Source organism: Pseudomonas sp. NPDC090755, from assembly GCF_044769005.1.
Lineage (GTDB): Bacteria > Pseudomonadota > Gammaproteobacteria > Pseudomonadales > Pseudomonadaceae > Aquipseudomonas.
In genome coordinates, this window is sequence record NZ_JBIVXC010000002.1 from 257,473 (window position 1) to 284,266 (window position 26,794).

Below are 26,794 nucleotides of genomic sequence, written 5' to 3' on the forward strand. Positions count from 1 at the left end.
ATCGCGGGGCAAGCCCGCTCCTACAAAGTTTGCTGCAGGGCCACGCCGGCACCCAGCAGGCCGGAAAACTCGGCGGTCACCAGCCACACCGGAATCCCCTTGAAGTAACCGCTCATGCAACCCTTGTCGGCGAAACTTTCGGCAAATCCGCTGCGCAAGAACAGCTCGGCGAAGCGCGGAATGATGCCGCCGACAATGTACACGCCACCGCGTCCCCCCAGGGTCAGCACATTGTTGCCGGCCACCCGCCCCAGGAAGCGGCAGAACTGCTCGATCACCGCCAGCGCCACCGGCTCGCCGGCCAGCGCGGCATCGGTGATCGCCGCCGGGCTGTGCAAGGTCTCGGGCAGGCCGTCCAGTGCACAGATCGCCTGGTACAACCGTAGCAGGCCACCGCCGCTGAGCAGGGTTTCGGCGCTGACATGGCCGATCTGGTTACCGATCTGCTGGCGGATCTGAGCCTCGCGGGCGCTGCCGACCGGCAGGTCGACATGACCGCCCTCGCCCGGCAGGGCCATGAAGCGACCGTCGTCCAGGCTGAGCAAGGTCCCCACGCCCAACCCGGTGCCAGGACCGATGACCACCGCCGGGCGTCCCGCCTCGGCCTGCCCCGGGCAGACCGTGAGGAACTCACCGGGTTGCAGCCGGGTCATCCCCAGGGCCATGGCGGTAAAGTCGTTGATCAACAGCAGGCGCTCGACCTGCAATGTCGTGCAGAAGGCCTTGCGACTGAGCCGCCAGTGGTTGTTGGTGAAGCGAAATTCATCGCCGCTGACCGGGCCGGCCACCGCCAGGCACACCGCGCCAAGGTCGCCCCGGGCCAACCCCTGCGCCGCCAGGTATGCGCCAATGGCCTGCTCGGGGCTGGTGTAGTCGGCGGTGGCGAACACCTGCACCGAGTGCATCCGGTCATGCTCCCAGAGGGCGAAGCGGGCGTTGGTGCCGCCGATATCACCGACCAGGGCGCGCTTCATTTGAGCGACTCCAGTGCCGAGGTGAAGGCACTGGCGCCCTGCTCCGCCGGGCTCAGGGCCATGCGCAGGAAGCCGAACAGTTCGCGGCCGCAACCCAGGTCGTTGCCAGTCGGCGCCGCGGGCAGTTCACGGTCGGCCAGTTCCTCGGCGCTGACCTTGACCGACAGCGTGCCGGCCACGCCATCGACGCGCACGATGTCACCATCGCGCACCCGCGCCAACGGACCGCCGTCGAACGCTTCCGGGCAGACATGGATGGCCGCCGGGATTTTCCCCGAGGCGCCGGACATGCGCCCGTCGGTCACCAGCGCCACCTTGAAGCCACGGTCCTGCAACACGCCCAGGAACGGGGTCATCTTGTGCAGCTCCGGCATGCCGTTGCAGCGTGGCCCCTGGAAGCGCATCACGGCGACGAAATCGCGCTCCAGCTCACCGGCCTGGAAGGCATCGGCCAGCGCTTGCTGATCATGGAACACCCGCGCCGGCGCTTCGACCACCTGATGTTCAGGGGCTACCGCAGAGACTTTCATCACCCCGCGCCCCAGGTTGCCTTCCATGACCCGCAGACCGCCTTCGGGCGAGAACGGCCGCGCCACCGGGCGCAGGATCGCCTCGTCGAGGCTCGCTTGCGGGCCTTCGCGCCAGACCAGCTTGCCGTCCTGCAGGAACGGCTCCTGGGTGTAACGGCGCAGACCGAAGCCGGCCACGGTGTTGACGTCTTCATGCAGCAGCCCGGCGTCGAGCAGCTCGCGAATCAGGAACGCCATGCCGCCAGCGGCCTGGAAGTGGTTGATGTCGGCCTTGCCGTTCGGATAGACGTGGGACAGGGTCGGCACCACTTCGGAGAGCTCGGCCATGTCCTGCCAGGTCAGCTGGATCCCGGCCGCCTGGGCGATCGCCGGCATGTGCAGGGTGTGGTTGGTCGAGCCACCGGTGGCATGCAGGGCGACGATGGAGTTGACCAGGGATTTCTCGTCGACGATCTCGCCCAGGGGCATGAAGTCGCCACTGGCCTTGGTCATGCGCGTGACCTGCTGTGCCGCCTCGTGGGTGAGCGCATCGCGCAGTGGCGTGTAGGGATTGACGAAGGACGCGCCCGGCAAGTGCAGGCCCATCACTTCCATCAGCAACTGGTTGGTGTTGGCGGTGCCGTAGAAGGTACAGGTGCCGGGGCTGTGGTAGGACTTCATCTCCGACTCCAGCAGCTCCTCGCGGCTGGCCTTGCCCTCGGCATAGCGCTGGCGCACATCGGCCTTTTCCTTGTTGGAAATGCCCGAAGGCATCGGCCCGCCAGGCACGAAGAGCGTAGGCAGGTGGCCAAAGCGCAGGGCGCCCATCAACAGGCCCGGGACGATCTTGTCGCAGATGCCCAGCATCAGCGCCGCATCGAACATGTTGTGCGACAGGGCGATGGCCGTGGACATGGCGATCACCTCGCGGCTGGCAATGCCCAGCTCCATGCCCGGCTCGCCTTGGGTGACGCCGTCGCACATGGCCGGCACGCCACCGGCGAACTGGCCGACCGAGCCGATCTCGCGCAGGGCCTGTTTGATCTGTTCGGGGTAATGCTCGTAGGGCTGGTGTGCCGAGAGCATGTCGTTGTAGGCGGAGACGATGGCGACGTTGGCCGCATTCATCATCCGCAGGCTGTGCTTGTCCTGGCTGCTGCAGCCGGCCACGCCGTGGGCAAAGTTGGCGCATTGCAGCTTGGCCCGCATCGGTCCGTCGCTGGCGGCCCCGCGAATCAGCTGCAGGTAGCGTTCACGGGTAGGACGACTGCGGGCGATCAGCCGTTGGGTGACCTCAAGAATGCGCGGATGCATGTACTGGACTCCAGGCTAGCGGTGGTTGCGACCTCTGCGGCGGTTTCCCTTATCCGCATTCGCCGCCTAGGCTCAACGTGAGGGGGCGAGAGTCGCGGGAGGGACGGCTTGGCCGATCGCTCGTTGTAGATTGAATAAAATACTGCCAGCAAAAACGCTTGTTTTCTATTTTTTTACGAATAATCTTGTAATTCCAACAACAAAAAATGATTCAGTGAGTCCGTGTACCACGGGCTTCACCCGGTCTGCCAGAGGTAGCTTTATGACCCTACGCATCGCAATCAATGGCTTTGGCCGCATTGGCCGCAACGTCCTTCGCGCACTCTATACCCAAGGCTACCGCCAGGATCTGCAGGTCGTCGCGATCAACGACCTGGGCGACAGCGCGATCAACGCCCATCTGCTCAAGTACGACAGTGTCCATGGACCCTTTGCCGCCAGCGTCGAAGCCGACCATGAAAGCCTGACCGTCAACGGTGACCGCATCGCCGTCAGCGCCATCCGCAACCCGGCGGACCTGCCCTGGAAGGCCGAGGCCGTCGATGTGGTGTTCGAATGCACCGGGCATTTCACCGACCGGGCAAAAGCTGCGGCCCATCTTACCGCCGGGGCGGGCAAAGTCATTATTTCGGCACCGGCCAAGGGCGCCGACGCCACCATCGTCTATGGGGTCAACCACGACATCCTGCGCCCGTCGCACCAGATCATCTCCAGTGCCTCCTGCACCACCAACTGCCTGGCACCGCTGGCCCAGGTGCTGCACCGCGAGCTCGGCATCGAGCAGGGCCTGATGACCACCATCCACGCCTACACCAACGACCAGAGCCTGATCGATATCCACCACAACGACCCGTTCCGCGCCCGTGCGGCCACCCAGTCGATGATCCCGAGCAAGACCGGTGCGGCCGAAGCCGTGGGCCTTGTACTGCCGGACCTGGCCGGCAAACTCACCGGCATGGCGGTGCGCGTGCCGGTGATCAACGTGTCGTTGGTGGACCTGACCGTCAACCTTGCGCGCAACACCAGCGCCGAAGAGGTCAACGCCCTGTTCAAGGAAGCCAGCCGCCACTCCAAGGTGTTGGGTTACAACAGCCTGCCCCTGGTGTCCTGCGACTTCAACCACAACCCGCTGTCGTCGATCTTCGACGCCAACCACACCCGCGCCAACGGGCGGATGCTCAAGGTGCTGGCCTGGTACGACAATGAGTGGGGGTTCTCCAACCGCATGCTGGATAACTGCCTGGCGTTGTGCAACGCACGGTAGACCGGCGACCGCTGCGCGGTCGATCGCAGGCTTCGCCAGCTCCCACACACGTGGGGGCTGACAGAATCCTTGTGGGAGCCGGCAGCGCCGGCGATGACTGCGATAAAGCCCGCCGCACTTGACCTGCGCGCTGATGATAAGCATTATCATTCGCTTCGCATTGCTCGGGTATCGCTGTGAGTCAGTCCCAGTTCAACACTGTATTCCTCGCCCAGCGGGTCAGCCTGCTGCGAACCCTGCAGCGCATGGTCGACAACCCCAGCACCGCCGAAGATCTGTTGCAGGAGACCTACTTGCGGGTCACCCGCGCCCTGGGCGAGCGGCCCATCGAGCACCTTGAGCCCTTCGTGTTCCAGACCGCCCGCAACCTGGCCCTCGATCACCTGCGCGCGCGCCGGGCGCAATCGCGCAACCTGGTGGACGATGTGCCCGAGCAGGTCCTGCACAACGTCGCCGCCCCCGCCAGCAGCGCCGAAGACGCCGCCCATGCCGAGCAACTGCTCAAGCGCCTGAGCGTCAGCCTCGGCCAGCTGACCCCGCGCCAGCAGCGCATTTTCATCCTCAGCCGCCTGCACGGCGCCAGCTACCTGGAGATCGCCGAGCAACTCAAGGTCTCGGCCAGTACCGTGCAGAAGGAACTGAAACTGATCATGGCCATCTGTGTCGGCGTCGCCAATCGCGTGAACCGCGACTGACGGTGGCTTGCCACATCTGCAGCAACACTTGATCATGACATTCCAACAAGACCGACCAGGATTGACTGTGACCGACGCCGCCCCTCGCCCTTCGCCGCCAGACCCGGCTGCCTGCGACAGTGCCATGGATGAGGCGCTGGACTGGTTGATCCGCCTGCAATGCGCCAGCGCCGAAGACACCCGCGCCTTCGAAGCCTGGCTCGAAGCCAACCCGGCCAATGCCCAGGCCTATGTCGAAGCCGAAGCCCTCTGGCAAGGCGACACCCTGCGCCAGGCCGCCAGCCAGCTGGCCCAGACCCGACGCCCTTCGCGCCTGGCGCGCCTGCGCCCACACTGGAAGCCCCTGGCTGCCGCGGCGGTGCTGCTGGTCGGCGTGTTCACCCTCGGCAACCTGCCCATGCGCCTGCAGGCCGATCACCTGACCGTGGTCGGCGAACGCCAGCGCCTGCAACTGGACGACGGCTCACGGGTGCTGCTCAACACCAACTCGGCCTTCTCCAGCGATATCGATGCCCGCCAGCGGGTGGCCCGCCTCTATCAGGGCGAAGCCTTCTTCGAGGTGCCCGGCGGCCAGGCCCAGCCGCTTGAACTGCGCGCCGGCCCGGTCCGCGCCAGTGTCCGCGACAGTGACTTCGCCGTGCGTTACCTCGATGGCGAGGCCCAGGTCCGGGTGCAACGCGGCGACATAGACCTGCAGGCCAGCAGCGACCAGCGCATCCGCCTGTCCAGCGGCGATAGCATCCGCGTCGGCCCCAATGGCTTCGGCCAGCGCGAGCGGGTCGATACGCAAAAAGACCTGGCCTGGGTCCAGGGTCGGCTGATCTTCGAGAACTGCCCGCTCAGCCAGGTACTGGCTGAGCTACGCCGCTACTACCCGGGCCTGATCATCTCGCGCAACGAGCGCCTGGAGCAGGTGGCGGTGACCGGCAACTACCGCCTGGACCAGCCGGTGGAAACCTTGCGCGCCCTGGCCCATATCACCTCGGCACAACTGCACGAGCTCCCCGCCGTGGTCATCATCAACTGAGTTGAATTTTTTTTACGCGATTCCCTGAGGCGATTCGTCTCGTTATAGCCAATGCAACTGATTCTTATTTTTGAATCAGCCATACCTATAACTTCGCGCGACAGGGAGCGCTTTCGATGTCCACTGGTTTTGCTCGTCGGTCTTCAGCCACTTCATCCAACCCGGGCCGCACGCGTTGCACACTGTCGCTGCTGACCCTGGCCCTGCTCGCCAGCGGTGCCTGCAGCCTGCCGGCCCTGGCGGCAGAACCCGCCCAGGCCAGTGCGCCCCGCATGGGTGACTACCGCTTTACGATCGCCCAGCAACCGCTGGTCTCGGCCCTCAATGCCTTTACCGCCGTGACCGGCTGGCAGGTCGGTCTCTCCGCCGAGCTGGCCGAAGGCGTGGCCTCCCCGGGCGTGCAGGGCTCGCTCAAACCCGAAGCCGCTCTGCAACGCCTGCTGGCCGGCACCGGCTTGAGCTACCGCACCCTGGGCGCCGGCAACGTGGTGATCGAGCGCAGTGCCTCCAACGCCATCGCCCTGCAGCAGATCACCGTCAGCGCCACCCGCAGCGCCCAGGACGTCAGCCAGGTACCCAGCACCGTCACGGTCCAGACCCGCGAGCAACTCGACCGCCAGAACGTCAACAACATCAAGGACCTGGTGCGCTACGAGCCCGGCGTGTCGGTCAGCGGCACCGGCCAGCGCAGCGGCCTGAACGGCTACAACATCCGCGGCATCGATGGCGAGCGGGTACTGACCCAGATCGATGGCGTGTCCATCCCCGACAGCTTCTTCTTCGGCCCCTACGCGCAGACCCAGCGCAACTACGTCGACCCTGAAATCGTCAAGCGCGTGGAAATCCTTCGCGGCCCGGCCTCGGTGCTGTACGGCAGTAACGCCATCGGTGGCGCGGTCAGCTACTTCACCCTCGACCCCGACGACATCATCAAGCCCGGCCAGGACGTCGGCGCACGCCTGAAAACCGGCTACAGCTCGGCGGATGAAAGCTGGCTGAACTCGGCCACGGTGGCCGGACGCCAGGGCGACTTCGACGGCCTGCTGCATTTGAGCCAACGCAACGGCCATGAAACCGAGTCCTACGGTAGCCACGGCGGCACCGGCCTTGCACGTACCGAGGCCAACCCGGAAGACGTGCGCACCACCAACATCCTGGCCAAGGCCGGCTGGAACTATGCCGACGACGCGCGCCTGGCGCTCACCTACGAGCACTACAAGGACGACCGCGACCTGGACCAGAAGAGCGCCGTGGGCGGACCGTTCATCCCCGGTTTCGGCGCCATGAATTCCTACCGCGACCGCACCGGCAACGACACCGTGACCCGCGAGCGTTTCGGCATCAATCACGAGTTCGCGCTGGACAGCCTGCTGGCCGACAACATGAAATGGAGCCTGAACTACCAGATCGGCAAGACCGACCAGCGTACCGACGAGCTGTATTTCGCCTCGGGCCGCCAGGTGCTGCGCGATCGCCAGACCACCTACAAGGACCGACAGTGGCTCTTCGATGCGCAACTGGACAAGGCCTTCAGCATCGGTGAAACCGACCACCTGCTGACCTACGGCACCACCCTCAAGCACCAGAAAGTGACCGGTTCGCGCAGCGGCACCGGCACCTGCCTGAACGTTGGCGGTAGCTGCCGCACCATCGGCCAGATCAGCATCAATGACAGCCAGGCCCTGGTCAGCGACTTCCCCGATCCGACCGTCAACACCTACAGCCTGTTCGCCCAGGACGAGATCCGCTGGAACCAGTGGACCTTCCTGCCGGGCCTTCGCTACGACTACACCCAGCTCAAGCCGCACATGACCGACGAGTTCCTGCGCGGCGTCGGCGCCTCGAGCACCGATCCGGTCGATGACAGCGAGAAAACCTGGCACCGGGTCTCGCCCAAGTTCGGCCTGACCTATGCCTTCAACGAGCACTACACCTGGTTCGGCCAGTACGCCGAGGGCTTCCGTACGCCAACGGCCAAAGCCCTGTACGGTCGTTTCGAGAACCCGGGCCTGGGCTACAGCGTACGCGGCAACTCGGACCTGGAACCGGAGAAGAGCAAGAGCTACGAGACCGGCCTGCGCGGCAATTTCGACGCCGGCAACTTCGATGTGGCGGTGTTCTATAACAAGTACCGCGACTTCATCAACGAAGACGCCGTACAGGGCAGCAACCTGGGCCAGACCTTCGAGGCCAACAACATCAAGCACGCCACCATCAAGGGCGCCGAAGTCAAAGGCCGCCTGAACCTGGATCACTTCGGGGCCGCACAAGGCCTGTACACCCAGGGCTCGGTGGCCTATGCCCGGGGCCGCAACGACGACACCGGCCAGCCGCTCAACAGCGTCAACCCGCTGACGGCGGTCATGGGCCTTGGCTATGAGCAGGAACAGTACGGTGCGTTGCTGAGCTGGACCCTGGTCAAGCGCAAGGACCGCGTCGACGACACCACCTTCTTCGCCCCCGATGGCACCAGCAAGCAATTCCGCACCCCGGGTTACGGCGTGCTGGACCTCGCCGGCTTCTACAAGGTCAGCGAAGACGTCACCGTCAACGCCGGGGTGTACAACCTGACCGACAAGAAGTACTGGCAGTGGGATGACGTTCGCGGCTACGACGGTCTCGGCGAGGCGGCGGTGACCGCACCGGCCAACCTCGACCGCCTGACCATGCCGGGGCGCAACTTCGCCATCAACCTGGTCTGGGATATCTGACTTGTAGGAGCGGGCTTGCCCCGCGATCGCGGTGGGGCAGCCAGATCGCATCGCGGGGCAAGCCCGCTCCTACACATAGTTTTTTTTACTGTCGGGCGCTGGCTTTTTCGTCTAGTTACCAGGCCCGCCCACTTCGCAAGGAATCACCATGACCACCACCACCGAACGCGCGACCCTGCGTTCACAACGCCTCAACCAGCTGACCCACGCCCCGCACACCGAGCTGGACGCCCTGGTCAAATCCCACGCACCGTTCGAAACCCGCGAAAGCTTTGCCCGCTTCGTGGTCGCCCAGTACCTGTTCCAGAACGAGCTCAAGGCGCTGTACAGCGACCCGGCGCTGATCGCCATCGTCCCGGACCTGGCCGAACGCTGCCGGGCCGAGCAGGCCGCCCTGGACCTCGCCGACCTCGACACCGCCCTGCCCGAACCCTGTGCCGGCGCCCTGCAGAACCCGAGCCTGGGTGAAGCCATGGGCTGGATCTTCGTCTCCGAGGGTTCCAAGCTCGGCGCCGCCTTCCTGATCAAGCGCGCCGTGGTACTGGGCCTGTCCGACAGCTTCGGTGCCCGCCACCTGGGCGAGCCGGCCGGTGGCCGCGCCGAAGGCTGGAAGCAATTCACCCGCATCCTCGACGGCCTGCAGCTGAGCGCCGAAGAAGAGGCCAAGGCCGAACAGGGTGCCGTCGCCGCCTTCGAGCGCTTCACCCAGTTGCTCCAGCACGCCTACGCAACTGCGCCTAAAGCCGAACTGGCCTGATGCGCGCTACCCGGTTACCCTCGTGGCAACCGGGTACCTCCCGTGCCAACGACAAGCCCATGACCCGCCCTCGCGCTTCGAAACTCTCCCGCCTGCTGTACGGCCTTCTGGCCTACATCAGCCTGGCCATCGGCCTGGTCGCCATCGTCGTGCCCGGACTGCCCACCACCGAGTTCATTCTGCTCGCCGCCTGGGCCGCCACCCGCAGTTCGCCGCGCCTGAGCGCCTGGCTGGAGCATCACCGGCTGTTCGGCCCGATCCTGCATAACTGGCGCAACGGCAAGGTCATCCAGCGCCGGGCCAAAGTCAGCGCCACCCTCAGCATGCTGCTGTGCGCCAGCCTGATGCTGGTGTTCCTGGAGCATCGCTGGCCGGTGTTCCTCGCCATCGGCGGCATGACCCTGGGCAACCTGTGGATCTGGTCACGGCCGGAAACCGCGCCCTTGAGCCTCGCCGACCGTTCATCGGCACGGACTCATGGTTAAGGCTATAACGCCGATCACCTGTTATCGCTAAATGGATGCAGCGTACCGAGCCGGCACTGGCTCGGTCCCCCTCGGCCTGCCCTTTAGTGAGTACGTCCATGCTCGACACGCTCTCGATTCGCCTGAAAATAGTCCTGCTCTGCGGCCTGTGCCTGCTTGGTGTGGTTGCCCTGGTCGTTGGCATCAACCTCTATCAAGCGCGCCAGAGCGATGCCCTGGTCGGACAAGCAAGCACCACCATGCTCACTCGCAACGTGCAGGCACTGCTGCAAGCCCGTGCGGGTGAGAAAGCCGAGTTGCTGCACCGTCGCTTCAGCGACAGCCAGACCCTGATCACCGCCCTCGCCGACCAGGTCCACGACCTGCAGAAACTGGCCGGTGAACGTGGCCTGAGTGCTGGCGATCTGCGCGAAGCGATCAACCAGAGCCTGGCCACCAGTTTCAAGCGCAACCCTCAGGTACTCGGCATCTGGCTGGCCTTCGAACCTGACGCCATGGCGGGCAACGACAGCGACTTCGCCAACGATGCCAAGCGCTTGAGCAATGAAAGCGGACGCTTCGCCAGTTACTGGAGCCGCGCCCAGGGCACCGCACTGAACACAGTGATCAGCGATGTCGACCTGAACAAGACCGAGATCAACCTCAGCGGCACGCCCTATAACGTCTGGTACACCTGTTCGCGCAACAGTGCCCGCGCCTGCTTGCTGGAGCCCTACTCCGACACCGTCGGTGGCAAGCAGATGCTGATGACCAGCATCACCGTGCCCCTGCTGCAAAATGGCAAGGTGATCGCCGTGGCCGGCGTGGACATCGCCCTGGACGTGCTTCAGGCCGCTGCCGCCAAGGCCCAGCAGGAACTGTTCAGCGGTGCCGGACACTTGATGATCGTCGCCCCCAGCGGCCTGCTGGCAGCCAACAGCGACAATGCCGACAATGTTGGCAAGAACATCGCCCAGACCCTGGGCACAGACGGCCAGCAGGCCTTGCAGCAGCTCGCCGGCGGCCAGCCGCAGGTGCTGGAACAAGGCGAGATCATTCGCGCCGTTCACCCGGTGCAACCGATCGCCGACAGCAAGGCCTGGGGCATCCTGATCGACCTGCCCAGGCAGGTGCTGCTGGCCGATGCCATCGGTCTACAGGCCACCCTGGAAGAAGCCCGTACCAGTGGCACGCTCAAGGTGCTGCTGTTCGCCACCCTGGCCGGTCTCGGTGGCCTGTTGATGGTGTGGCTGACCGCCTCGGGCGTGACCCGGCCGATCAATACCGTGGCCCGCATGCTCGAAGACATCGCCAGCGGCGAAGGCGACCTCACCCAGCGCCTGCGCTACACCCGCCAGGATGAGCTGGGCCGGCTGACCTCGGGCTTCAACCGCTTCCTCGACAAGCTGCAACCGACCATCGCCCAGATCAAGCAGAGCATCACCCAGGCCCGCGCCACTGCCGACCAGTCCTCGGCCATCGCCCGACGCACAAGCGAAGGCATGCAAGTGCAGTTCCGCGAGATCGACCAGGTCGCCACCGCCTCCAATGAAATGAGCGCCACCGCCCACGACGTCGCCAACAGCGCCGCCAGTGCCGCCGATGCCGCCCGCGGTGCCGACCACTCGGCCCGCGAAGGCATGGCGATCGTCGAGCGCAGCACCCGCGACATCACCTTGCTGGCCGAGGAAGTCAGCAAGGCGGTGGGCGAGGTCGAGGTGCTGGCACAGAACAGCGAGCAGATCGGCTCGGTGCTGGAAGTGATCCGCAGCATCGCCGAACAGACCAACCTGCTGGCCCTCAACGCGGCCATCGAGGCGGCCCGGGCCGGCGAAAGCGGGCGCGGTTTTGCCGTGGTCGCCGATGAGGTGCGCAACCTGGCCCGCCGTACCCAGGACTCGGTCGAAGAAATCCGCCAGGTGATCGAGCGCATCCAGCGCAACACCCGCGAGGTGGTGGCGACCATGCATTCGAGCCACGGCAAGGCCCAGGACAACGCCGGGCAGATCCACCAGGCTGTCGAGGCACTGGACCGGATCAGCGCCGCGGTGACGGTGATCAGCGACATGAACCTGCAGATCGCCAGCGCCGCCGAGCAGCAGAGCGCGGTGGCCGAAGAGGTCAACCGCAACGTCTCGGCGATCCGTGGCGTGACCGAAACCCTGACCGGCCAGGCGTCCGAGTCGGCCCAGGTGAGCAGCCAGCTCAACAGCCTGTCGTCGCAACAGATGGCGCTGATGGATCAGTTCAAGGTTTGATTCGGGAGCGATCGCGGGGCGACCCAACTTGCCCCGCGATGCCGTCTACAGGGTCAACAGGCCGCTGTACAGGCTGTACGCCGCCACCCCCGCCCCCACCAGCACCGCCGCGAAGATCAGCTTCTCCCAGTGGGTGAACAAGGTCTGGCCCTGCTCGTGCTTGGCGCGGGCGAAGAGGATCACCCCAGGCGCATACAACAGCGCCGACAGCAGCAGGTACTTCAGGCCACCGGCGTACAGCAGCCAGATCGCATAGACCAACGCGACCCCGGCAATCATCAGGTCCTTGCGCCGCGCCCCGGCAGACCCGCCATAGGTTTCCCCACGCACCGCCAGCAGCACCGCATAGGCCGCCGACCACAGGTAGGGCACCAGGATCATCGACGACGCCAGGTAGATCAGGCTGGTGTAAGTGCCGGCCGAGAACAGGGTAATCAGCAGGAACAGCTGGATCATGCAGTTGGTCAGCCACAGGGCGTTGGCCGGCACGTGGTTGGCGTTTTCCCGCGCCAGAAATCGCGGCATGGTCTGGTCGCGGGCGGTGGCGAACAGGATCTCGGCGCAGAGCAAGGCCCAGGACAGCAAGGCACCGAGCAGCGAGATCGCCAGGCCGATACTGATCAGCAATGCCCCCCAGGGGCCGACGATGTGCTCCAGCACCGAGGCCAGCGACGGGTTCTGCAAGGCCGCCAGCTCCGGCTGGGTCATCACCCCCAGCGACAGCACGTTGACCAGCACCAGCAAGGCCAGCACGCCGATAAAGCCGATCACCGTGGCCTTGCCCACATCCGAGCGCTGCTGCGCCCGGCCGGAGTAGACGCTGGCGCCCTCGATGCCGATGAACACGAACACCGTCACCAGCATCATGTTGCGCACCTGGTCGAGCACGCTGCCAAATTGCGGATTGCCCAGCCCCCAGATGTCGCGGGTGAAGATATCGGCGCGAAAGGCCACCGCCGCAATGACGATGAACATCACCAGCGGCACGATCTTGGCCACGGTGGTCACCTGGTTGATGAACGCCGCCTCCTTGATCCCGCGCAGCACCAGAAAATGCACCGCCCACAGCAGCAATGAGGCGCAGGCAATGGCGATCGGCGTGTTGCCCTCGCCGAACACCGGAACGTAGAAACCCAGGGTGCTGAACAGCAACACGAAGTAGCCGACGTTGCCCAGCCAGGCGCTGATCCAGTAGCCCCAGGCCGACGAGAAGCCCATGTAGTCGCCAAAACCGGCCTTGGCGTAGGCGTACACCCCCGAGTCGAGCTCGGGCTTGCGGTTGGCCAGGGTCTGGAACACGAAGGCCAGGGCCAGCATGCCCACCGCCGTGATCCCCCAGCCGATCAGCACCGCCCCCACATCGGCGCGGGCGGCCATGTTCTGTGGCAGGGAGAAAATCCCACCACCGATCATCGAGCCGACCACCAGCGCGATCAACGCCCCCAGGCGCAGTTTCTGTCCAGGTTCGGACATGCAGATCCCCTTTGTCTCGTCTTTGTAACCTTGGCGGTACACCCTGAATTAAATATATACCTGGCGTCGGCGTTTATAAATATTACGTCTTTAGGATGATAGCCATCATAACTATGACGTCTATGCCATGACGAACTAATTGGTGAGTTTTGTGCGTTCTTCCAGCGACTTCAAGCAAATAAGAAAAATTCTCGTCAAAAATTTGATAATCCTGTGAAACGGACTAGCTTCAATTCTCGCAGCCTGACAGAGCGTTTGCTCTAAAACACCATGGAGGTGCCTGCGTTCAAGGCTTGCAGTATCGCCGTCGGCATGCTCCGGGAGGCTCTTTCAGTGACTGATTTGCAATGGAATGCCCTATGAACTGATCTGAATCAGCATATGAATACGTTGCCGGAATTAATCTGGCCACATCTCTTCTCCTGGTACGGAGTTATTCAATGTCAGACGCTCCCGGAAAACTACGGCTCGGTGCGCTGGTTGCACTTGTAGTCGGCTCGATGATCGGCGGCGGGATCTTTTCGCTGCCGCAAAACATGGCTGCCAGTGCCGATGTCGGCGCTGTTCTGATCGGTTGGGGCATCACCGCCATCGGTATGCTGACCCTGGCGTTCGTGTTCCAGACCCTGGCCAACCGCAAGCCGGATCTGGACGGCGGGGTGTACGCCTACGCCAAGGCCGGATTCGGTGACTACATGGGCTTCTCGTCGGCCTGGGGCTACTGGATCAGTGCCTGGCTCGGCAACGTCGGCTACTTCGTCCTGTTGTTCAGCACCCTGGGCTATTTCTTCCCGATCTTCGGCGAGGGCAACACCCCGGCCGCCATCATCGGTGCCTCGGTACTGCTATGGGCCGTGCACTTTCTGGTACTGCGCGGCATCAAGGAAGCGGCGTTCATCAACCTGATCACCACCGTGGCCAAGGTTGTGCCGCTGGCGTTGTTCATCCTGATCGCCCTGTTCGCCTTCAAACTGGACATCTTCACCGCTGACATCTGGGGCACGATGAACCCGGACCTGGGCAGTGTGATGAACCAGGTGCGCAACATGATGCTGGTCACTGTCTGGGTGTTCATCGGTATCGAAGGCGCGAGCATCTTCTCGGCCCGGGCAGAAAAACGCTCTGACGTGGGCAAGGCAACGGTCATCGGCTTCATCACCGTGCTGCTGTTCCTGGTGCTGGTCAACGTACTGTCGCTGGGCATCATGACTCAGCCTGAACTGGCCAAACTGCAGAACCCGTCGATGGCCGCCGTGCTCGAGCACGTGGTCGGTCACTGGGGTGCGGTACTGATCAGCGTCGGCCTGATCATCTCGCTGCTCGGTGCCCTGCTGTCCTGGGTACTGCTGTGCGCCGAGATCATGTTCGCCGCCGCCAAAGACCACACCATGCCGGAGTTCCTGCGCCGCGAGAACGCCAACCATGTACCGGCCAACGCGCTGTGGCTGACCAACGCCATGGTGCAGATCTTCCTGGTCATCACCCTGTTCTCGGCCAGTACCTACCTGTCGCTGATCTACCTCGCCACCTCGATGATCCTGGTGCCTTACCTGTGGTCGGCGGCCTATGCCTTCCTGCTGGCATGGCGCAGCGAAACCTATGAACAAGCCCTGGCCGAACGCAAGAAAGACCTGATCATCGGCGGCATCGCCCTGATCTACGCGATCTGGCTGCTGTATGCCGGTGGCGTCAAATACCTGCTGCTCTCGGCCCTGCTCTATGCCCCTGGCGTGATCCTGTTCGCCAAGGCCAAGCGCGAGGTCGGCCAACCGATTTTTACCAACGTGGAGAAGTTGCTCTTCGCCGCCGTAGTCATTGGCGCCCTGGTGGCTGCCTATGGCTTGTACGACGGCTTCCTGACCCTGTAACCCCCCCGTATTCGAAACTTGGAGGAAATGAACCATGTCCACGGAAAAAGTTAAGTACGGCGTACATTCCGAAGCCGGCAAACTGCGTAAAGTGATGGTCTGCTCCCCCGGCCTTGCGCACCAGCGCCTGACGCCGAGCAACTGCGATGAGCTGCTGTTCGACGACGTCATCTGGGTCAACCAGGCCAAGCGTGACCACTTCGATTTCGTCACCAAAATGCGTGAGCGCGGCATCGAAGTGCTGGAAATGCACAACCTGCTCACCGATATCGTTGCGCAACCTGACGCGCTGAAATGGATTCTCGATCGCAAGATCACCCCCGACACCGTCGGTATCGGCCTGGGCAATGAAGTGCGCAGCTGGCTCGAAGGCCTGGAGCCCCGCAAGCTGGCCGAGTTCCTGATCGGCGGCGTGGCCGGTGAAGACCTGCCAGACAGCGAAGGCGCCAGCGTCATCAAGATGTACCGTGACTACCTGGGCCACTCCAGCTTCCTGCTCGACCCACTGCCCAACACCCAGTTCACCCGTGACACCACCTGCTGGATCTACGGCGGCGTGACCCTGAACCCGATGTACTGGCCAGCGCGACGTCAGGAAACCCTGCTGACCACCGCCATCTACAAGTTCCACCCGGAATTCACCGGTGCCGAATTTGAAGTCTGGTACGGCGATCCGGACAAGGACCATGGCAAAGCCACCCTCGAAGGCGGTGACGTCATGCCGATCGGCAATGGCGTGGTACTGATCGGCATGGGCGAGCGCACCTCGCGTCAGGCTATCGCTCAGCTGGCTCAATCGCTGTTCGCCAAAGGCGCAGTCGAAAAAGTCGTCGTAGCCGGTCTGCCAAAGTCCCGTGCAGCGATGCACCTGGACACCGTGTTCAGCTTCTGCGACCGCGACCTGGTTACGGTCTTCCCGGAAGTGGTCAAGGAAATCGTGCCATTCGTCATTCGTCCGGACAGCAGCAAGCCTTACGGCATGGACGTGCGCCGCGAGAACAAATCGTTCATCGACGTGGTGGCCGAGTCCCTCAACCTGAAGAAACTGCGCGTCGTCGAAACTGGCGGCAACAGCTTCGCCGCCGAACGCGAACAGTGGGATGACGGTAACAACGTCGTGGCCGTGGAGCCAGGCGTGGTCATCGGCTATGACCGCAACACCTACACCAACACCCTGCTGCGCAAGGCCGGTGTAGAAGTCATCACCATCAGCGCCGGCGAGCTGGGCCGTGGTCGCGGCGGCGGTCACTGCATGACCTGCCCGATCGTTCGCGACCCTATCGACTACTAAACGACCATCATCCGGCTGCTCCAGAGGGGCAGCCGGAGCGATCCCCCTTTCCGTTCACCAGAACAGGACAATCATCATGGCGTTCAACATTCACAACCGTAACCTGCTCAGCCTGGAACACCACACCACCCGCGAGCTGCGTTACCTGCTGGACCTGTCCCGCGACCTGAAACGTGCCAAGTACACCGGCACCGAGCAGCAGCACCTCAAAGGCAACAACATTGCGTTGATCTTCGAGAAAACCTCGACCCGCACCCGTTGCGCCTTCGAAGTGGCTGCCTACGACCAGGGCGCCAACGTCACCTACATCGACCCCAACTCCTCGCAGATCGGCCACAAGGAAAGCATGAAGGACACCGCACGGGTCCTGGGCCGCATGTACGACGCCATCGAGTACCGTGGCTTCAAGCAGGAAATCGTCGAAGAGCTGGCCAAGTTCGCCGGTGTGCCAGTGTTCAACGGCCTGACCGATGAATACCACCCGACCCAGATGATCGCCGACGTGCTGACCATGCGTGAGAACAGCGACAAGCCGCTGCACGACATCAGCTACGCCTATCTGGGCGACGCGCGCAACAACATGGGTAACTCCCTGCTGCTGATCGGCGCCAAGCTCGGCATGGACGTGCGCATCGCCGCACCGAAAGCCCTGTGGCCCCATGACGACCTGGTCGAGCGCTGCAAGAAATACGCGGAAGAAAGCGGCGCACGCATCACCCTGACCGAAGACCCGAAAGCCGCGGTCAAGGGCGTGGACTTCGTCCATACCGACGTCTGGGTTTCCATGGGTGAGCCGGTCGAAGCCTGGGGCGAACGCATCCAGCAACTGCTGCCGTACCAGGTCAACGCCGAGCTGATGAAGGCCACTGGTAACCCACGGACCAAGTTCATGCACTGCCTGCCAGCCTTCCACAACTCCGACACCAAGGTCGGCAAGCAGATCGCCGAACAGTATCCGAACCTGAAGAACGGCATCGAAGTCACCGATGACGTGTTCGAGTCGCCAGCCTGCATCGCCTTCGAGCAAGCGGAAAACCGCATGCACACCATCAAGGCGATCCTGGTCTCGACCCTGGCCGACCTGTAAGTATCCCCGGGGCCGGCCTGGCCGGCCCCCTCTAGAAGGACATCATCATGCGTATCGTTGTTGCATTGGGCGGCAACGCCCTGCTGCGCCGTGGCGAACCCATGACTGCGGACAATCAGCGCGCCAATATCCGCACCGCCGCCGAACAGATCGCCAAGATTCACCCTGGCAACGAACTGGTCATCGCCCACGGCAATGGCCCGCAAGTTGGCTTGCTGTCGCTTCAGGCGCAATCCTACAAGCCAGACGAAGCCTACCCGCTGGACGTCCTCGGGGCTGAAACCGAAGGCATGATCGGCTACATCATCGAGCAAGAGCTGGGTAACCTGCTGGCCTTCGAAGTGCCGTTCGCTACCTTGCTGACCCAGGTTGAAGTGGACGCCAACGACCCGGCCTTCAAGGACCCGACCAAGTTCATCGGTCCGGTTTACAGCAAAGAGGAAGCCGAGCGCCTGGCCAAGGAAAAAGGCTGGGTCGTCAAGGCCGACGGCGACAAGTTCCGCCGCGTGGTCGCCAGCCCGAAACCCAAGCGCATCTTCGAGATCCGTCCGATCAAATGGTTGCTGGAAAACAAAACCGTTGTGATCTGCGCAGGTGGTGGCGGCATTCCGACCAAATACGATGCGTCCGGAAAGGTGCTCAGTGGCGTCGAGGCGGTCATCGACAAAGACCTCTGCTCGTCGTTGCTGGCTGAGCAGCTGGAGTCCGATCTGCTGGTCATCGCCACCGACGTTGACGGGGCTTATATTGACTGGGGTAAACCCACTCAGAAAGCGGTCGCCGAAGCGCACCCGGACGAACTGGAGCGGCTGGGCTTCGCTGCGGGCTCCATGGGCCCGAAAGTCCAGGCAGCCTGCGAGTTTGCGCGTAAAACCGGGAAGGTCGCCGTGATCGGTTCGCTGGAGAATATCGAAGGCATCGTCAACGGCACCAAAGGCACGCGCGTCAGTACAGCCAAACCTGGAATCAGCTACCGTTGATTGCAGTCGGGCGGATCTGCAGGTCCGCCCGTTTCAACCTTCCAGAGGAGCCCGCCATGGCCATGTTTACCCCCGGTCACCTGCACATCGAGCGCCATGCGCTGACCCCGACCGATGTCAGTTACGACATTAACCTCGACTATGAGGTTGCCTCAGACCCGAGCAAAGGCAAAGGTATTCAGTTCAAGATGCATGGGTCGATTCAGGGAAAAGCCATGAATGAAACCTTCTTCCTGCCCAAGGAAGAGGCCTACAACTTCGCCAGCAATGTGACAAAAATCGCTGAGCAGTACGGCATTCCCAAACACCTGAGCAACATCGGTTCGGTGCACAAGCACTACGACCTGATGTTCGAAGATATTCGTGTACAGCTGAACATGAAATCCGGCGACCCGATCAAGCCAGAACATTTCGAGTAATCACTCGGAGCCCATCGCGGGACAAGCCCGCTCCTACCGATGCAGTGGGAGCGGGCTTGCCCCGCGATTTAGGGCATACTTGGCCGTTTCGGCAGCCTTGAATCCATCCCTCCCATGCGCATCCACGTCAGTTTCATCGACCGCGTCGGTATCACCCAGGAAGTGCTCGCCCTGCTCGGTGCCCGCAATCTCAACCTGGACGCCGTGGAAATGGTGCCGCCCAACGTCTACATCGACGCCCCGACCCTGAGCCCGGCCGTACTCGAAGAGCTGCACGACGCCCTGTTCGATGTACAGGGTGTGCAATCGGTGGAAGTCGTCGACATCCTCCCCGGCCAGCGCCGCCACCTGCAACTCGATGCCCTGCTCGCCGCCATGAGCGACCCGGTGCTGGCCGTCGACAGCGCTGGCACCGTACTGCTGGCCAACCCGGCCCTGATCGACCTGTGCGGACGCGAGTCGGCGGGCCGCTCGGTGGGCGAGCTGTTCGGCGATCCCGGGTTGCTCCAGACCCTGCAGGACAACGGCTTCCACCTGCCGATGCGGGAGATGCAGCTCAATGGCCAGAGCCTGCTGCTCGACGCCACGCCGATCACCAACGCCGGTGGCCTGCTGACCCTGTACCCGCCGAACCGCATGGGCGAACGGCTCTCGGCCCTGCACCATGACCATGCCGAAGGCTTCGACGCCCTGCTCGGCGACTCGCCACCGATCCGCACCCTCAAGGCCCGTGCCCTGCGGGTAGCCGCCCTGGATGCACCGTTGCTGATCAATGGCGAAACCGGCACCGGCAAGGAACTGGTGGCCCGCGCCTGTCACGCCATCAGCAGCCGCCATGCCGCGCCCTTCCTGGCCCTGAACTGTGCGGCCCTGCCGGAAAACCTCGCCGAAAGCGAACTGTTCGGCTACGCCCCCGGCGCCTTCACCGGCGCCCAGCGCGGTGGCAAGCCGGGGTTGATGGAACTGGCCAACCAGGGCACGGTGTTTCTCGACGAGATCGGCGAGATGTCGCCCTACTTGCAGGCCAAGCTGCTGCGTTTTCTCAATGACGGCAGCTTCCGCCGCGTCGGTGGCGACCGCGAGGTCAAGGTCAATGTGCGCATCCTCAGCGCTACCCACCGTAACCTTGAGCAGATGGTGACCGACGGCACCTTCCGTGAAGACCTGTTCTACCGCCTCAATGTGCTTAACCTGCAAGTGCCGCCCCTGCGCGAGCGCGGCCAGGACATCCTGCTGCTGGCGCATTACTTCATGCAGCAGGCCTGCACGCAGATCCAGCGACCACAGTGCCGGCTGGCGCCTGCCACCCATGCGGCGCTGCTGGCCAACCACTGGCCGGGCAATGTGCGCCAGTTGCAGAATGTGATCTTCCGCGCCGCAGCCATCTGCGAAAGCACGGTGGTGGATATCGGCGACCTGGACATCGCCGGCACCTCCGTGGCGCACGGGCAGGATGGCGAAGTGGCGAGCCTGGACCAGGCCGTCGGCGATTTCGAGCGGGAGCTGTTGCAGCGCTTGTACGCCAGCTACCCCTCGACGCGGCAGCTGGCGGGGCGCTTGCAAACCTCACATACCGCGATTGCCCAGCGCTTGCGCAAGTACGGTATTCCAAGCAAAGGCTGATAGTTACTGCACGGATCCATTTGATCCGCGCCCGTAAAGATCCACTGAAGGCTGGGCGTCAAACCAACGGCCATCGCCAACATGCAAGCCGTCACCCAGCGCTACGGGCTTTCGCAAATTGCCTTCCTAGTGGTGCCGATGGTGAGGGCGTTCTTCATCGACATCATCAATGTCATCGTGATCAAGCTGTAGGCTCTGCCATTGTTCGTCGCAAATTAACTCATCAAAAATAGAGTATTAAGAGTCCTTGAACCCCACCAGCCCCTGCTCCGCTCGCCACTGTTTCACCACCCTTATTACCTCCTCCAAAGAACCATCCAATCCGTGTTTAGCCGGATAATATAGAAGATCAGACCCTAGGGGATGCTGAGTCAATCGTTTGAACTCGAGAATAGCTTGAGTATGTGCACGTTCCGACGGATAAACAGTAGAGTCCACGGTGACGATAGAATTCAAAAAAATCAAAAATTCACCTTCCGTATAATCAGAAATATTTTTACTCACCTAACCCCTCCGGTGCATCTTCAAATGAAATTTTGGTGACAATATAACCATATTATCTACATCGTACACGGCGCCACCATCCACAATTTTTGCTTATGATGAATTTCATACTTAATTCTAGCATTTGTACGAAAAGTCCTGTAGGAGTGGCGGTGCGACGACTCGACTCGTCCCGCGATCTGCCGCAACGCGGCAGCAATCCCTGGCTACACGGAGTGCCTCATACAACCGGGAGGCCGGTTTGCGATCGCTTCGCACTCGATCGCGGGACGAGTCGAGTCGTCGCACCGCCACTCCTACAAAAATGGGTGCATGCACTTTTCGTACAAATCCTAGCGATAACACTTCGACTGTCAAAGGCTTAGTTAATAACTCGGCTGATTACTCGACCTTGAAACCTGGAAGGCCTTGCTCAACCCTCCATTCTTTAACCACCCTTACTAATTCCTCAGGGCCATCTTTCAGGCCATATCTGGTTGGATGATAAATCAGGCTGGCGCCTAGTGGATGTTCAACCAATCGCTCAAACTCTAAAATTGCCTTGGTGTGCGTACGTTCATTGGGAAAAATTTTAGGGTCGGCATGATAAATTGAGTTAACAAATTCAAAAAAATCCGCCTCTGTATTGTCTGATATTTTTTCCATGACCATTAACCTTTGCGAGCCTCAATGTGAAATTTTGGCGATAAAATTATCATATTATCTAAATCATAGACGCCCCCACCTTCTGCAATTCTTTGCTTGTGGTGAATCTCGTACTTTACCCTACGACCTACACGTTCGTTGGGAAGTGCGAGCGGTGCCAATCCTCGTCGCATCATGATGAGATCAGCATGATCGAACTGGCCTGCAAACTGTTCGCTATTGGCAACCAGCATCCAGAACTCGCCCAAAAGTGCTGAAATGCATGCCACGCATGCTCGCTGGCAAACTGAGCCGAGATGCCAGCCCCCTGTTCACTGCCGTCAACGAGCAAATTGCCTGCAATCACTTAGCTTCGCCAGAATTGACGTGGCTCTGAGATCTCCAGAGCCACCTTTTAAAATGGTCAAAGCGGTGCCGCTATTGAGCTTCACTGATGCGTGAACAGAGTGTGGAAATGAAAAAACGAATGACCGACATTATTTTTAGAGTGCTATTTAACTCATCAAAAATAGAGCATTAAGAGTCCTTGAACCCTGGCAAGCCCTGTTCGGCTCGCCAGCGCTTGACGACCATAATCACTTCACCCAAAGAGTCAGCAAGACCATGTTTAGTAGGGTAATACAGCAAATCAGAGCCTAGTGGGTGCTGGGTCAGACGCTCGAACTCCAATATTGCATTTGTGTGCGAGCGCTCCGAAGGATATAGCGCAGAATCCACACTAGCGATACCTTTCAAAAACTCAAGAAACTCGCCTTCAGTATAATCAGAAACACTTTTATTCATCTAGCCCATCCGGTGTATCTTCAAATGAAATTTTGGTGGCGCGAGCGGAAGCAGAGGCACTGGCCATGAAGATCTCCTTGAATATTATTCGCTGGGCTCAGCGACACCACCATGCCATTTGTATACGTCACTATAAGTTCCATGCTCGAGAACACTGCTCACACGGTGACCAATATCGCCTGACAAGTTTCGAAGCGAGTGAATTTATACGCCATGGCCGCGCTGGCAAACTTAGACTAAGCCCGTTGACTGGAGAGTGGATGTCAGTACAAGAAAAATAGAAAGCTCCTACGAGCCCGCAACAAAAAAACTGTCATGAATATATCGGCCTTAACCGAAAATCTAAAAACCACTGACCTATATATTGCAAGAATTCAAACTACATTGAGCGGGTATGCGTTAGCCTCCTATAACAAAGCGCCTGCCTGCTGTTTGAACTCGATTTCTACGGGGCATTGCAGATTGACTTCCTGCTGGTGCCGATGGCCAGGTTTTTTTGATCAATCAACGCCATCGTGATCAAGCTGTAGCTGGCGTTGCCAATGTTCGGCGCCAGCCAACCCATTGAGCAGCCTACTCCCGGGCTGGCCCGGAAAGGCCTTGTACCGAATTCGTTACACTGTATTGATTTAAGTACACGCCGCTTGGCATGCGTCTACGCAAGGGTTTGATCCTCCATTCTTTTTTCCTCGTCTTGTCAGCTGTATCGTTTTCGTTCCAATGATTTGCTAATGCCTTTCTGAAAAACCAATAAGCTATTGAAATAAAAGACATTTTTTATTCTGGCCACATTATTGCTTATGAAATCCTCATCAAGAGCGCGGCTCTACCGCGCCAACACCCCTGCTTCCTGAGGATTCCCCATGAGCGAGTTGCGTTTCACCGAAGATCACGAATGGCTGCGTACCGAAGCCGATGGCAGCGTCACCGTCGGGATCACCGCCTTCGCCCAGAACGCCCTTGGCGATGTGGTCTACGTGCAACTGCCTGAGCTGCAGCAGTACGAGCAAGCTGCCGAAGCCGCGACCGTCGAATCGGTGAAGGCGGCCAGCGGCGTCTACATGCCCCTGAGCGGTGAAGTGGTAGCGGTCAACGACAGCCTCAACGACAGCCCGGAGCTGGTCAACGAAGACCCGCTGGGCGAAGGCTGGTTCTTCCGTTTCATCCCGGCCGACGCCGGCGCCGTCGCGCAACTGCTCGACCAGGACGCCTACGACCGCCTGATCAAAGCCAACGCTGACGCCTGAGGACCTGCCATGACCATCAACCTCGGCACTGCCAACGAATTCATCGCCCGTCACATCGGCCCACGCCAGGCGGACGAACAACAGATGCTCGCCACCCTGGGCTTCGACTCCCTGGAGGCCATGAGCGCCGCCGTCATCCCCGACAGCATCAAGGGCACCAGCGTCCTGGAACTGGGCGCCGGGCAAAGCGAAGCCGATGCCCTGGCTTCGCTCAAAGCCATCGCCGGCAACAACCAGCTGTTCAAGAGCTTCATTGGCCAGGGCTACTACAACTGCCACACCCCGGCACCGATCCTGCGCAACCTGCTGGAAAACCCGGCCTGGTACACCGCCTACACCCCGTACCAGCCAGAAATCTCCCAGGGCCGCCTGGAAGCGCTGCTGAACTTCCAGACGATGATCAGCGACCTCACCGGCCTGCCGATCGCCAACGCCTCGCTGCTCGACGAAGCCACCGCCGCTGCCGAAGCCATGACCTTCTGCAAGCGCCTGAGCAAGAACAAGGGCAGCCACGCCTTCTTCGCGTCCGTGCATTGCCATCCGCAGACCCTCGACGTGCTGCGTACCCGTGCCGAACCCCTGGGCATCGACGTAGTGGTCGGCGATGAGCGCGAACTGGGCGACGTCAGTGCCTTCTTCGGCGCCCTGCTGCAGTACCCTGCCAGCAACGGTGAAGTCTTCGACTACCGCGAGCTGGTCGAGCGTTTCCACGCCGCCAACGCCCTGGTGGCCGTGGCCGCCGACCTGCTGGCCCTGACCCTGCTGACCCCGCCTGGCGAATTCGGTGCCGACGTGGCTATCGGCAGTGCCCAGCGCTTCGGTGTACCGCTGGGCTTCGGTGGCCCGCACGCGGCGTACTTCTCCACCCGTGACGCGTTCAAGCGCGACATGCCGGGCCGCCTGGTCGGCGTGTCGATCGACCGCTTCCGCAAGACCGCCCTGCGCCTGGCCATGCAGACCCGCGAGCAGCACATCCGCCGCGAGAAAGCCACCAGCAACATCTGCACCGCCCAGGTTCTGCTGGCCAACATCGCCAGCATGTACGCCGTGTACCACGGCCCTCAGGGCCTGAAGCAGATCGCCGAACGCACCCACCGCCTGACCGCGATCCTGGCCCACGGCCTGAAAACCCTGGGCGTCACCGTCGAGGGCGCAGCCTTCTTCGATACCCTGACCCTGACCACCGGCGCCAGCACTGCTGCGCTGCACGACAAGGCACGGGCACAACAACTGAACCTGCGTCAGATCGATGCTCAGCGCCTGGGCCTGTCGCTGGACGAAACCAGCCGCCAGGCGGACGTCGAAACCCTGTGGGCACTGTTCGCCGACGGCAAGGCCATCCCGGACTTCGCCGCCCTCGCCGCCTCGGTCGAGTCGCACCTGCCGGCCACCCTGCTGCGCCAATCGGCAATCCTCGAGCACCCGGTGTTCAATCGCTACCACAGCGAAACCGAACTGATGCGCTACCTGCGCCGCCTGGCCGACAAGGACCTGGCACTGGACCGCACCATGATCCCGCTGGGCTCGTGCACCATGAAGCTCAACGCCGCCAGCGAAATGATCCCGGTGACCTGGGCCGAATTCGGCAACCTGCACCCCTTCGCACCGGTCGATCAGAGCCAGGGCTACCAGCAACTGACCTCGGAACTGGAAGCGATGCTCTGCGCCGCCACCGGCTATGACGCCGTGTCGCTGCAGCCCAACGCGGGTTCCCAGGGCGAGTACGCAGGCCTCTTGGCCATCCGCGCCTACCACCAGAGCCGTGGCGAATCGCGCCGCGACATCTGCCTGATCCCGTCCTCGGCCCACGGCACCAACCCGGCCACCGCCCACATGGCCGGTATGCGCGTGGTGGTTACCGCTTGTGACGAGCGCGGCAACGTCGACATCGACGACCTGCGGGCCAAGGCCATCGAGCACCGCGAACACCTCGCCGCGCTGATGATCACCTATCCGTCGACCCACGGCGTGTTCGAGGAAGCCATCGGCGAGATCTGCGCGATCATCCATGACAACGGCGGCCAGGTGTACATCGACGGCGCCAACATGAACGCCATGGTCGGCCTTTGCGCTCCCGGCAAGTTCGGCGGCGACGTTTCGCACCTGAACCTGCACAAGACCTTCTGCATCCCGCACGGCGGTGGCGGCCCGGGCGTCGGCCCGATCGGCGTCAAGTCGCACCTGGCGCCGTTCCTGCCAGGTCACGCACACATGGAAAACAAACAGGGCGCGGTCTGTGCCGCACCGTTCGGCAGCGCAAGCATCCTGCCGATCACCTGGATGTACATTCGTATGATGGGTGGCGCCGGCCTGAAGCGTGCCTCGCAGATGGCGATCCTCAACGCCAACTACATCGCCCGCCGTCTGGAAGAGCACTATCCTGTGTTGTACACCGGCAGCAACGGCCTGGTGGCACACGAGTGCATCCTCGACCTGCGTCCGATCAAGGACAGCAGCGGCATCAGCGTCGACGACGTGGCCAAGCGCCTGATCGACTTTGGCTTCCACGCCCCGACCATGTCGTTCCCGGTGGCCGGGACCTTGATGATCGAGCCGACCGAAAGCGAATCCAAGGAAGAACTGGACCGTTTCTGCGACGCGATGATCCGCATCCGCGAAGAGATTCGCGCGGTGGAAAACGGCAGCCTGGACAAGGACGACAACCCGCTGAAGAACGCGCCGCACACCGCCGCGGAAATCGCCGGACAATGGAGCCATCCGTACAGCCGCGAGCAGGCGGTGTACCCGCTGGCCACCCTGGTCGAAGGCAAGTACTGGCCACCGGTCGGCCGGGTCGACAACGTCTTCGGTGACCGCAATCTGGTCTGCGCCTGCCCGTCGATCGAGAGCTACCAAGACGCGTGAGGCCTCATCGCGGGTCAAGCCCGCTCCTACCCCCGT

Annotated in this window: 23 protein-coding genes and 2 pseudogenes; 17 read left to right on the forward strand and 8 right to left on the reverse strand. The window is 62.1% G+C overall.

The genetic code is table 11. The annotated features are described in order from the left end of the window. Positions 1-20 precede the first annotated feature (20 nt). Both ACIQUS_RS05035 and edd read right to left on the reverse strand, forming a co-directional pair. Positions 21-974 carry a glucokinase gene (locus ACIQUS_RS05035; RefSeq protein ID WP_403043675.1) on the reverse strand — a complete coding sequence of 318 codons (954 nt, stop codon included), beginning with the start codon at positions 972-974 and terminating at the stop codon, positions 21-23. Then, entirely contained in the window at positions 971-2,797 is a 1,827-nt protein-coding gene (gene edd, locus ACIQUS_RS05040) for a phosphogluconate dehydratase (protein ID WP_403043678.1), read from the reverse strand. Before edd ends, ACIQUS_RS05035 begins: the two co-directional genes overlap by 4 nt. A gap of 262 nt (positions 2,798-3,059) precedes the next feature. On the opposite strand from edd, the gene gap reads away from it, so the two are divergent. The 8 genes and pseudogenes from gap (at position 3,060) to ACIQUS_RS05080 (ending at position 11,973) form a co-directional block, all read left to right on the forward strand. After that, on the forward strand, positions 3,060-4,061 hold the full coding sequence (gene gap / locus ACIQUS_RS05045; RefSeq protein ID WP_403043681.1) for a type I glyceraldehyde-3-phosphate dehydrogenase: 1,002 nt from the start codon (positions 3,060-3,062) through the stop codon (positions 4,059-4,061). Positions 4,062-4,237: 176 nt separating this feature from the next. Continuing rightward, the gene (locus tag ACIQUS_RS05050; RefSeq protein ID WP_403043684.1) at positions 4,238-4,756 is read left to right on the forward strand and encodes an RNA polymerase sigma factor; all 519 of its coding nucleotides are present in this window, start codon (positions 4,238-4,240) and stop codon (positions 4,754-4,756) included. A 67-nt stretch (positions 4,757-4,823) separates the two neighbouring features. After that, the gene (locus ACIQUS_RS05055; RefSeq protein ID WP_403043687.1) at positions 4,824-5,783 is read left to right on the forward strand and encodes a FecR family protein; all 960 of its coding nucleotides are present in this window, start codon (positions 4,824-4,826) and stop codon (positions 5,781-5,783) included. Between the two features lie 116 nt (positions 5,784-5,899). Continuing rightward, positions 5,900-8,494: a TonB-dependent receptor gene (locus tag ACIQUS_RS05060; protein ID WP_403043689.1), complete on the forward strand. Its 2,595-nt coding sequence runs from the start codon at positions 5,900-5,902 to the stop codon at positions 8,492-8,494. A 148-nt stretch (positions 8,495-8,642) separates the two neighbouring features. Then, on the forward strand, positions 8,643-9,251 hold the full coding sequence (locus ACIQUS_RS05065; protein ID WP_403043692.1) for a biliverdin-producing heme oxygenase: 609 nt from the start codon (positions 8,643-8,645) through the stop codon (positions 9,249-9,251). Positions 9,252-9,310: 59 nt separating this feature from the next. Further along, positions 9,311-9,736: a YbaN family protein gene (locus ACIQUS_RS05070; RefSeq protein ID WP_403043695.1), complete on the forward strand. Its 426-nt coding sequence runs from the start codon at positions 9,311-9,313 to the stop codon at positions 9,734-9,736. A 239-nt stretch (positions 9,737-9,975) separates the two neighbouring features. Continuing rightward, positions 9,976-11,115, forward strand: a pseudogene (locus ACIQUS_RS05075) (HAMP domain-containing protein); the annotation flags it as partial. Positions 11,116-11,217: 102 nt separating this feature from the next. Beyond that, positions 11,218-11,973, forward strand: coding sequence for a methyl-accepting chemotaxis protein (locus tag ACIQUS_RS05080; RefSeq protein WP_403044604.1), 756 nt, complete (start codon positions 11,218-11,220; stop codon positions 11,971-11,973). Between the two features lie 45 nt (positions 11,974-12,018). On the opposite strand, the gene arcD (ACIQUS_RS05085) is transcribed toward ACIQUS_RS05080, so the two are convergent. Continuing rightward, positions 12,019-13,446 carry an arginine-ornithine antiporter gene (gene arcD, locus ACIQUS_RS05085; protein ID WP_403043697.1) on the reverse strand — a complete coding sequence of 476 codons (1,428 nt, stop codon included), beginning with the start codon at positions 13,444-13,446 and terminating at the stop codon, positions 12,019-12,021. A 440-nt stretch (positions 13,447-13,886) separates the two neighbouring features. On the opposite strand from arcD (ACIQUS_RS05085), the gene arcD (ACIQUS_RS05090) reads away from it, so the two are divergent. The 7 genes and pseudogenes from arcD (ACIQUS_RS05090) to ACIQUS_RS05120 form a co-directional block, all read left to right on the forward strand. After that, a complete protein-coding gene (gene arcD, locus ACIQUS_RS05090) occupies positions 13,887-15,314 on the forward strand; it encodes an arginine-ornithine antiporter (protein ID WP_403043700.1) in 1,428 nt (475 codons plus the stop codon). A 34-nt stretch (positions 15,315-15,348) separates the two neighbouring features. After that, positions 15,349-16,605, forward strand: a complete 1,257-nt coding sequence (arcA, locus tag ACIQUS_RS05095; RefSeq protein ID WP_403043703.1) for an arginine deiminase — start codon at positions 15,349-15,351, stop codon at positions 16,603-16,605. Between the two features lie 76 nt (positions 16,606-16,681). Beyond that, entirely contained in the window at positions 16,682-17,692 is a 1,011-nt protein-coding gene (locus tag ACIQUS_RS05100; RefSeq protein ID WP_403043705.1) for an ornithine carbamoyltransferase, read from the forward strand. Between the two features lie 47 nt (positions 17,693-17,739). Next, on the forward strand, positions 17,740-18,672 hold the full coding sequence (arcC, locus tag ACIQUS_RS05105) for a carbamate kinase (RefSeq protein ID WP_403043708.1): 933 nt from the start codon (positions 17,740-17,742) through the stop codon (positions 18,670-18,672). 56 nt (positions 18,673-18,728) lie between these two features. Beyond that, positions 18,729-19,091 (forward strand): DUF5064 family protein, encoded by a 363-nt coding sequence (locus ACIQUS_RS05110; protein WP_403043712.1) that lies wholly within the window; start codon positions 18,729-18,731, stop codon positions 19,089-19,091. Between the two features lie 114 nt (positions 19,092-19,205). Next, complete coding sequence (locus tag ACIQUS_RS05115) at positions 19,206-20,714, forward strand: sigma-54-dependent transcriptional regulator (RefSeq protein WP_403043715.1); 1,509 nt, start codon at positions 19,206-19,208, stop codon at positions 20,712-20,714. Positions 20,715-20,765: 51 nt separating this feature from the next. Beyond that, positions 20,766-20,906, forward strand: a pseudogene (locus tag ACIQUS_RS05120) (sodium/glutamate symporter); the annotation flags it as partial. A gap of 45 nt (positions 20,907-20,951) precedes the next feature. On the opposite strand, the gene ACIQUS_RS05125 reads toward ACIQUS_RS05120, so the two are convergent. From ACIQUS_RS05125 to ACIQUS_RS05145, 5 genes are all read right to left on the reverse strand, one after another. Then, positions 20,952-21,218, reverse strand: coding sequence for a bacteriocin immunity protein (locus tag ACIQUS_RS05125; RefSeq protein WP_403043717.1), 267 nt, complete (start codon positions 21,216-21,218; stop codon positions 20,952-20,954). Beyond that, the gene (locus ACIQUS_RS05130) at positions 21,219-21,302 is read right to left on the reverse strand and encodes a hypothetical protein (RefSeq protein WP_403044607.1); all 84 of its coding nucleotides are present in this window, start codon (positions 21,300-21,302) and stop codon (positions 21,219-21,221) included. Positions 21,303-21,599: 297 nt separating this feature from the next. Next, positions 21,600-21,863 carry a bacteriocin immunity protein gene (locus tag ACIQUS_RS05135; RefSeq protein WP_403043719.1) on the reverse strand — a complete coding sequence of 88 codons (264 nt, stop codon included), beginning with the start codon at positions 21,861-21,863 and terminating at the stop codon, positions 21,600-21,602. A gap of 5 nt (positions 21,864-21,868) precedes the next feature. Then, positions 21,869-22,096: a hypothetical protein gene (locus ACIQUS_RS05140; protein ID WP_403043722.1), complete on the reverse strand. Its 228-nt coding sequence runs from the start codon at positions 22,094-22,096 to the stop codon at positions 21,869-21,871. 283 nt (positions 22,097-22,379) lie between these two features. Beyond that, the gene (locus ACIQUS_RS05145) at positions 22,380-22,646 is read right to left on the reverse strand and encodes a bacteriocin immunity protein (RefSeq protein WP_403043724.1); all 267 of its coding nucleotides are present in this window, start codon (positions 22,644-22,646) and stop codon (positions 22,380-22,382) included. A gap of 863 nt (positions 22,647-23,509) precedes the next feature. Here ACIQUS_RS05145 and gcvH point away from each other — a divergent pair. Together gcvH and gcvP are read left to right on the forward strand one after the other, a co-directional pair. Beyond that, positions 23,510-23,893, forward strand: coding sequence for a glycine cleavage system protein GcvH (gcvH, locus tag ACIQUS_RS05150; RefSeq protein ID WP_403043726.1), 384 nt, complete (start codon positions 23,510-23,512; stop codon positions 23,891-23,893). A 9-nt stretch (positions 23,894-23,902) separates the two neighbouring features. After that, positions 23,903-26,758 carry an aminomethyl-transferring glycine dehydrogenase gene (gcvP, locus tag ACIQUS_RS05155; RefSeq protein WP_403043729.1) on the forward strand — a complete coding sequence of 952 codons (2,856 nt, stop codon included), beginning with the start codon at positions 23,903-23,905 and terminating at the stop codon, positions 26,756-26,758. The last annotated feature ends 36 nt before the right edge of the window (positions 26,759-26,794 follow it).

Excerpts from the sequence above, each read along its gene's own strand:
- ACIQUS_RS05035 (WP_403043675.1), bottom strand. The coding sequence starts at position 974 with ATGAAGCGCGCCCTGGTCGGTGATATCGGCGGCACCAACGCCCGCTTC.
- edd (WP_403043678.1), bottom strand. The coding sequence starts at position 2,797 with ATGCATCCGCGCATTCTTGAGGTCACCCAACGGCTGATCGCCCGCAGT.
- gap (WP_403043681.1), top strand. The coding sequence starts at position 3,060 with ATGACCCTACGCATCGCAATCAATGGCTTTGGCCGCATTGGCCGCAAC.
- ACIQUS_RS05060 (WP_403043689.1), top strand. The coding sequence starts at position 5,900 with ATGTCCACTGGTTTTGCTCGTCGGTCTTCAGCCACTTCATCCAACCCG.
- ACIQUS_RS05065 (WP_403043692.1), top strand. The coding sequence starts at position 8,643 with ATGACCACCACCACCGAACGCGCGACCCTGCGTTCACAACGCCTCAAC.
- ACIQUS_RS05070 (WP_403043695.1), top strand. The coding sequence starts at position 9,311 with ATGACCCGCCCTCGCGCTTCGAAACTCTCCCGCCTGCTGTACGGCCTT.
- ACIQUS_RS05080 (WP_403044604.1), top strand. The coding sequence starts at position 11,218 with ATGCAAGTGCAGTTCCGCGAGATCGACCAGGTCGCCACCGCCTCCAAT.
- arcD (WP_403043697.1), bottom strand. The coding sequence starts at position 13,446 with ATGTCCGAACCTGGACAGAAACTGCGCCTGGGGGCGTTGATCGCGCTG.
- arcD (WP_403043700.1), top strand. The coding sequence starts at position 13,887 with ATGTCAGACGCTCCCGGAAAACTACGGCTCGGTGCGCTGGTTGCACTT.
- arcA (WP_403043703.1), top strand. The coding sequence starts at position 15,349 with ATGTCCACGGAAAAAGTTAAGTACGGCGTACATTCCGAAGCCGGCAAA.
- ACIQUS_RS05100 (WP_403043705.1), top strand. The coding sequence starts at position 16,682 with ATGGCGTTCAACATTCACAACCGTAACCTGCTCAGCCTGGAACACCAC.
- arcC (WP_403043708.1), top strand. The coding sequence starts at position 17,740 with ATGCGTATCGTTGTTGCATTGGGCGGCAACGCCCTGCTGCGCCGTGGC.
- ACIQUS_RS05110 (WP_403043712.1), top strand. The coding sequence starts at position 18,729 with ATGGCCATGTTTACCCCCGGTCACCTGCACATCGAGCGCCATGCGCTG.
- ACIQUS_RS05115 (WP_403043715.1), top strand. The coding sequence starts at position 19,206 with ATGCGCATCCACGTCAGTTTCATCGACCGCGTCGGTATCACCCAGGAA.
- ACIQUS_RS05135 (WP_403043719.1), bottom strand. The coding sequence starts at position 21,863 with ATGGAAAAAATATCAGACAATACAGAGGCGGATTTTTTTGAATTTGTT.
- ACIQUS_RS05140 (WP_403043722.1), bottom strand. The coding sequence starts at position 22,096 with ATGCTGGTTGCCAATAGCGAACAGTTTGCAGGCCAGTTCGATCATGCT.
- ACIQUS_RS05145 (WP_403043724.1), bottom strand. The coding sequence starts at position 22,646 with ATGAATAAAAGTGTTTCTGATTATACTGAAGGCGAGTTTCTTGAGTTT.
- gcvH (WP_403043726.1), top strand. The coding sequence starts at position 23,510 with ATGAGCGAGTTGCGTTTCACCGAAGATCACGAATGGCTGCGTACCGAA.
- gcvP (WP_403043729.1), top strand. The coding sequence starts at position 23,903 with ATGACCATCAACCTCGGCACTGCCAACGAATTCATCGCCCGTCACATC.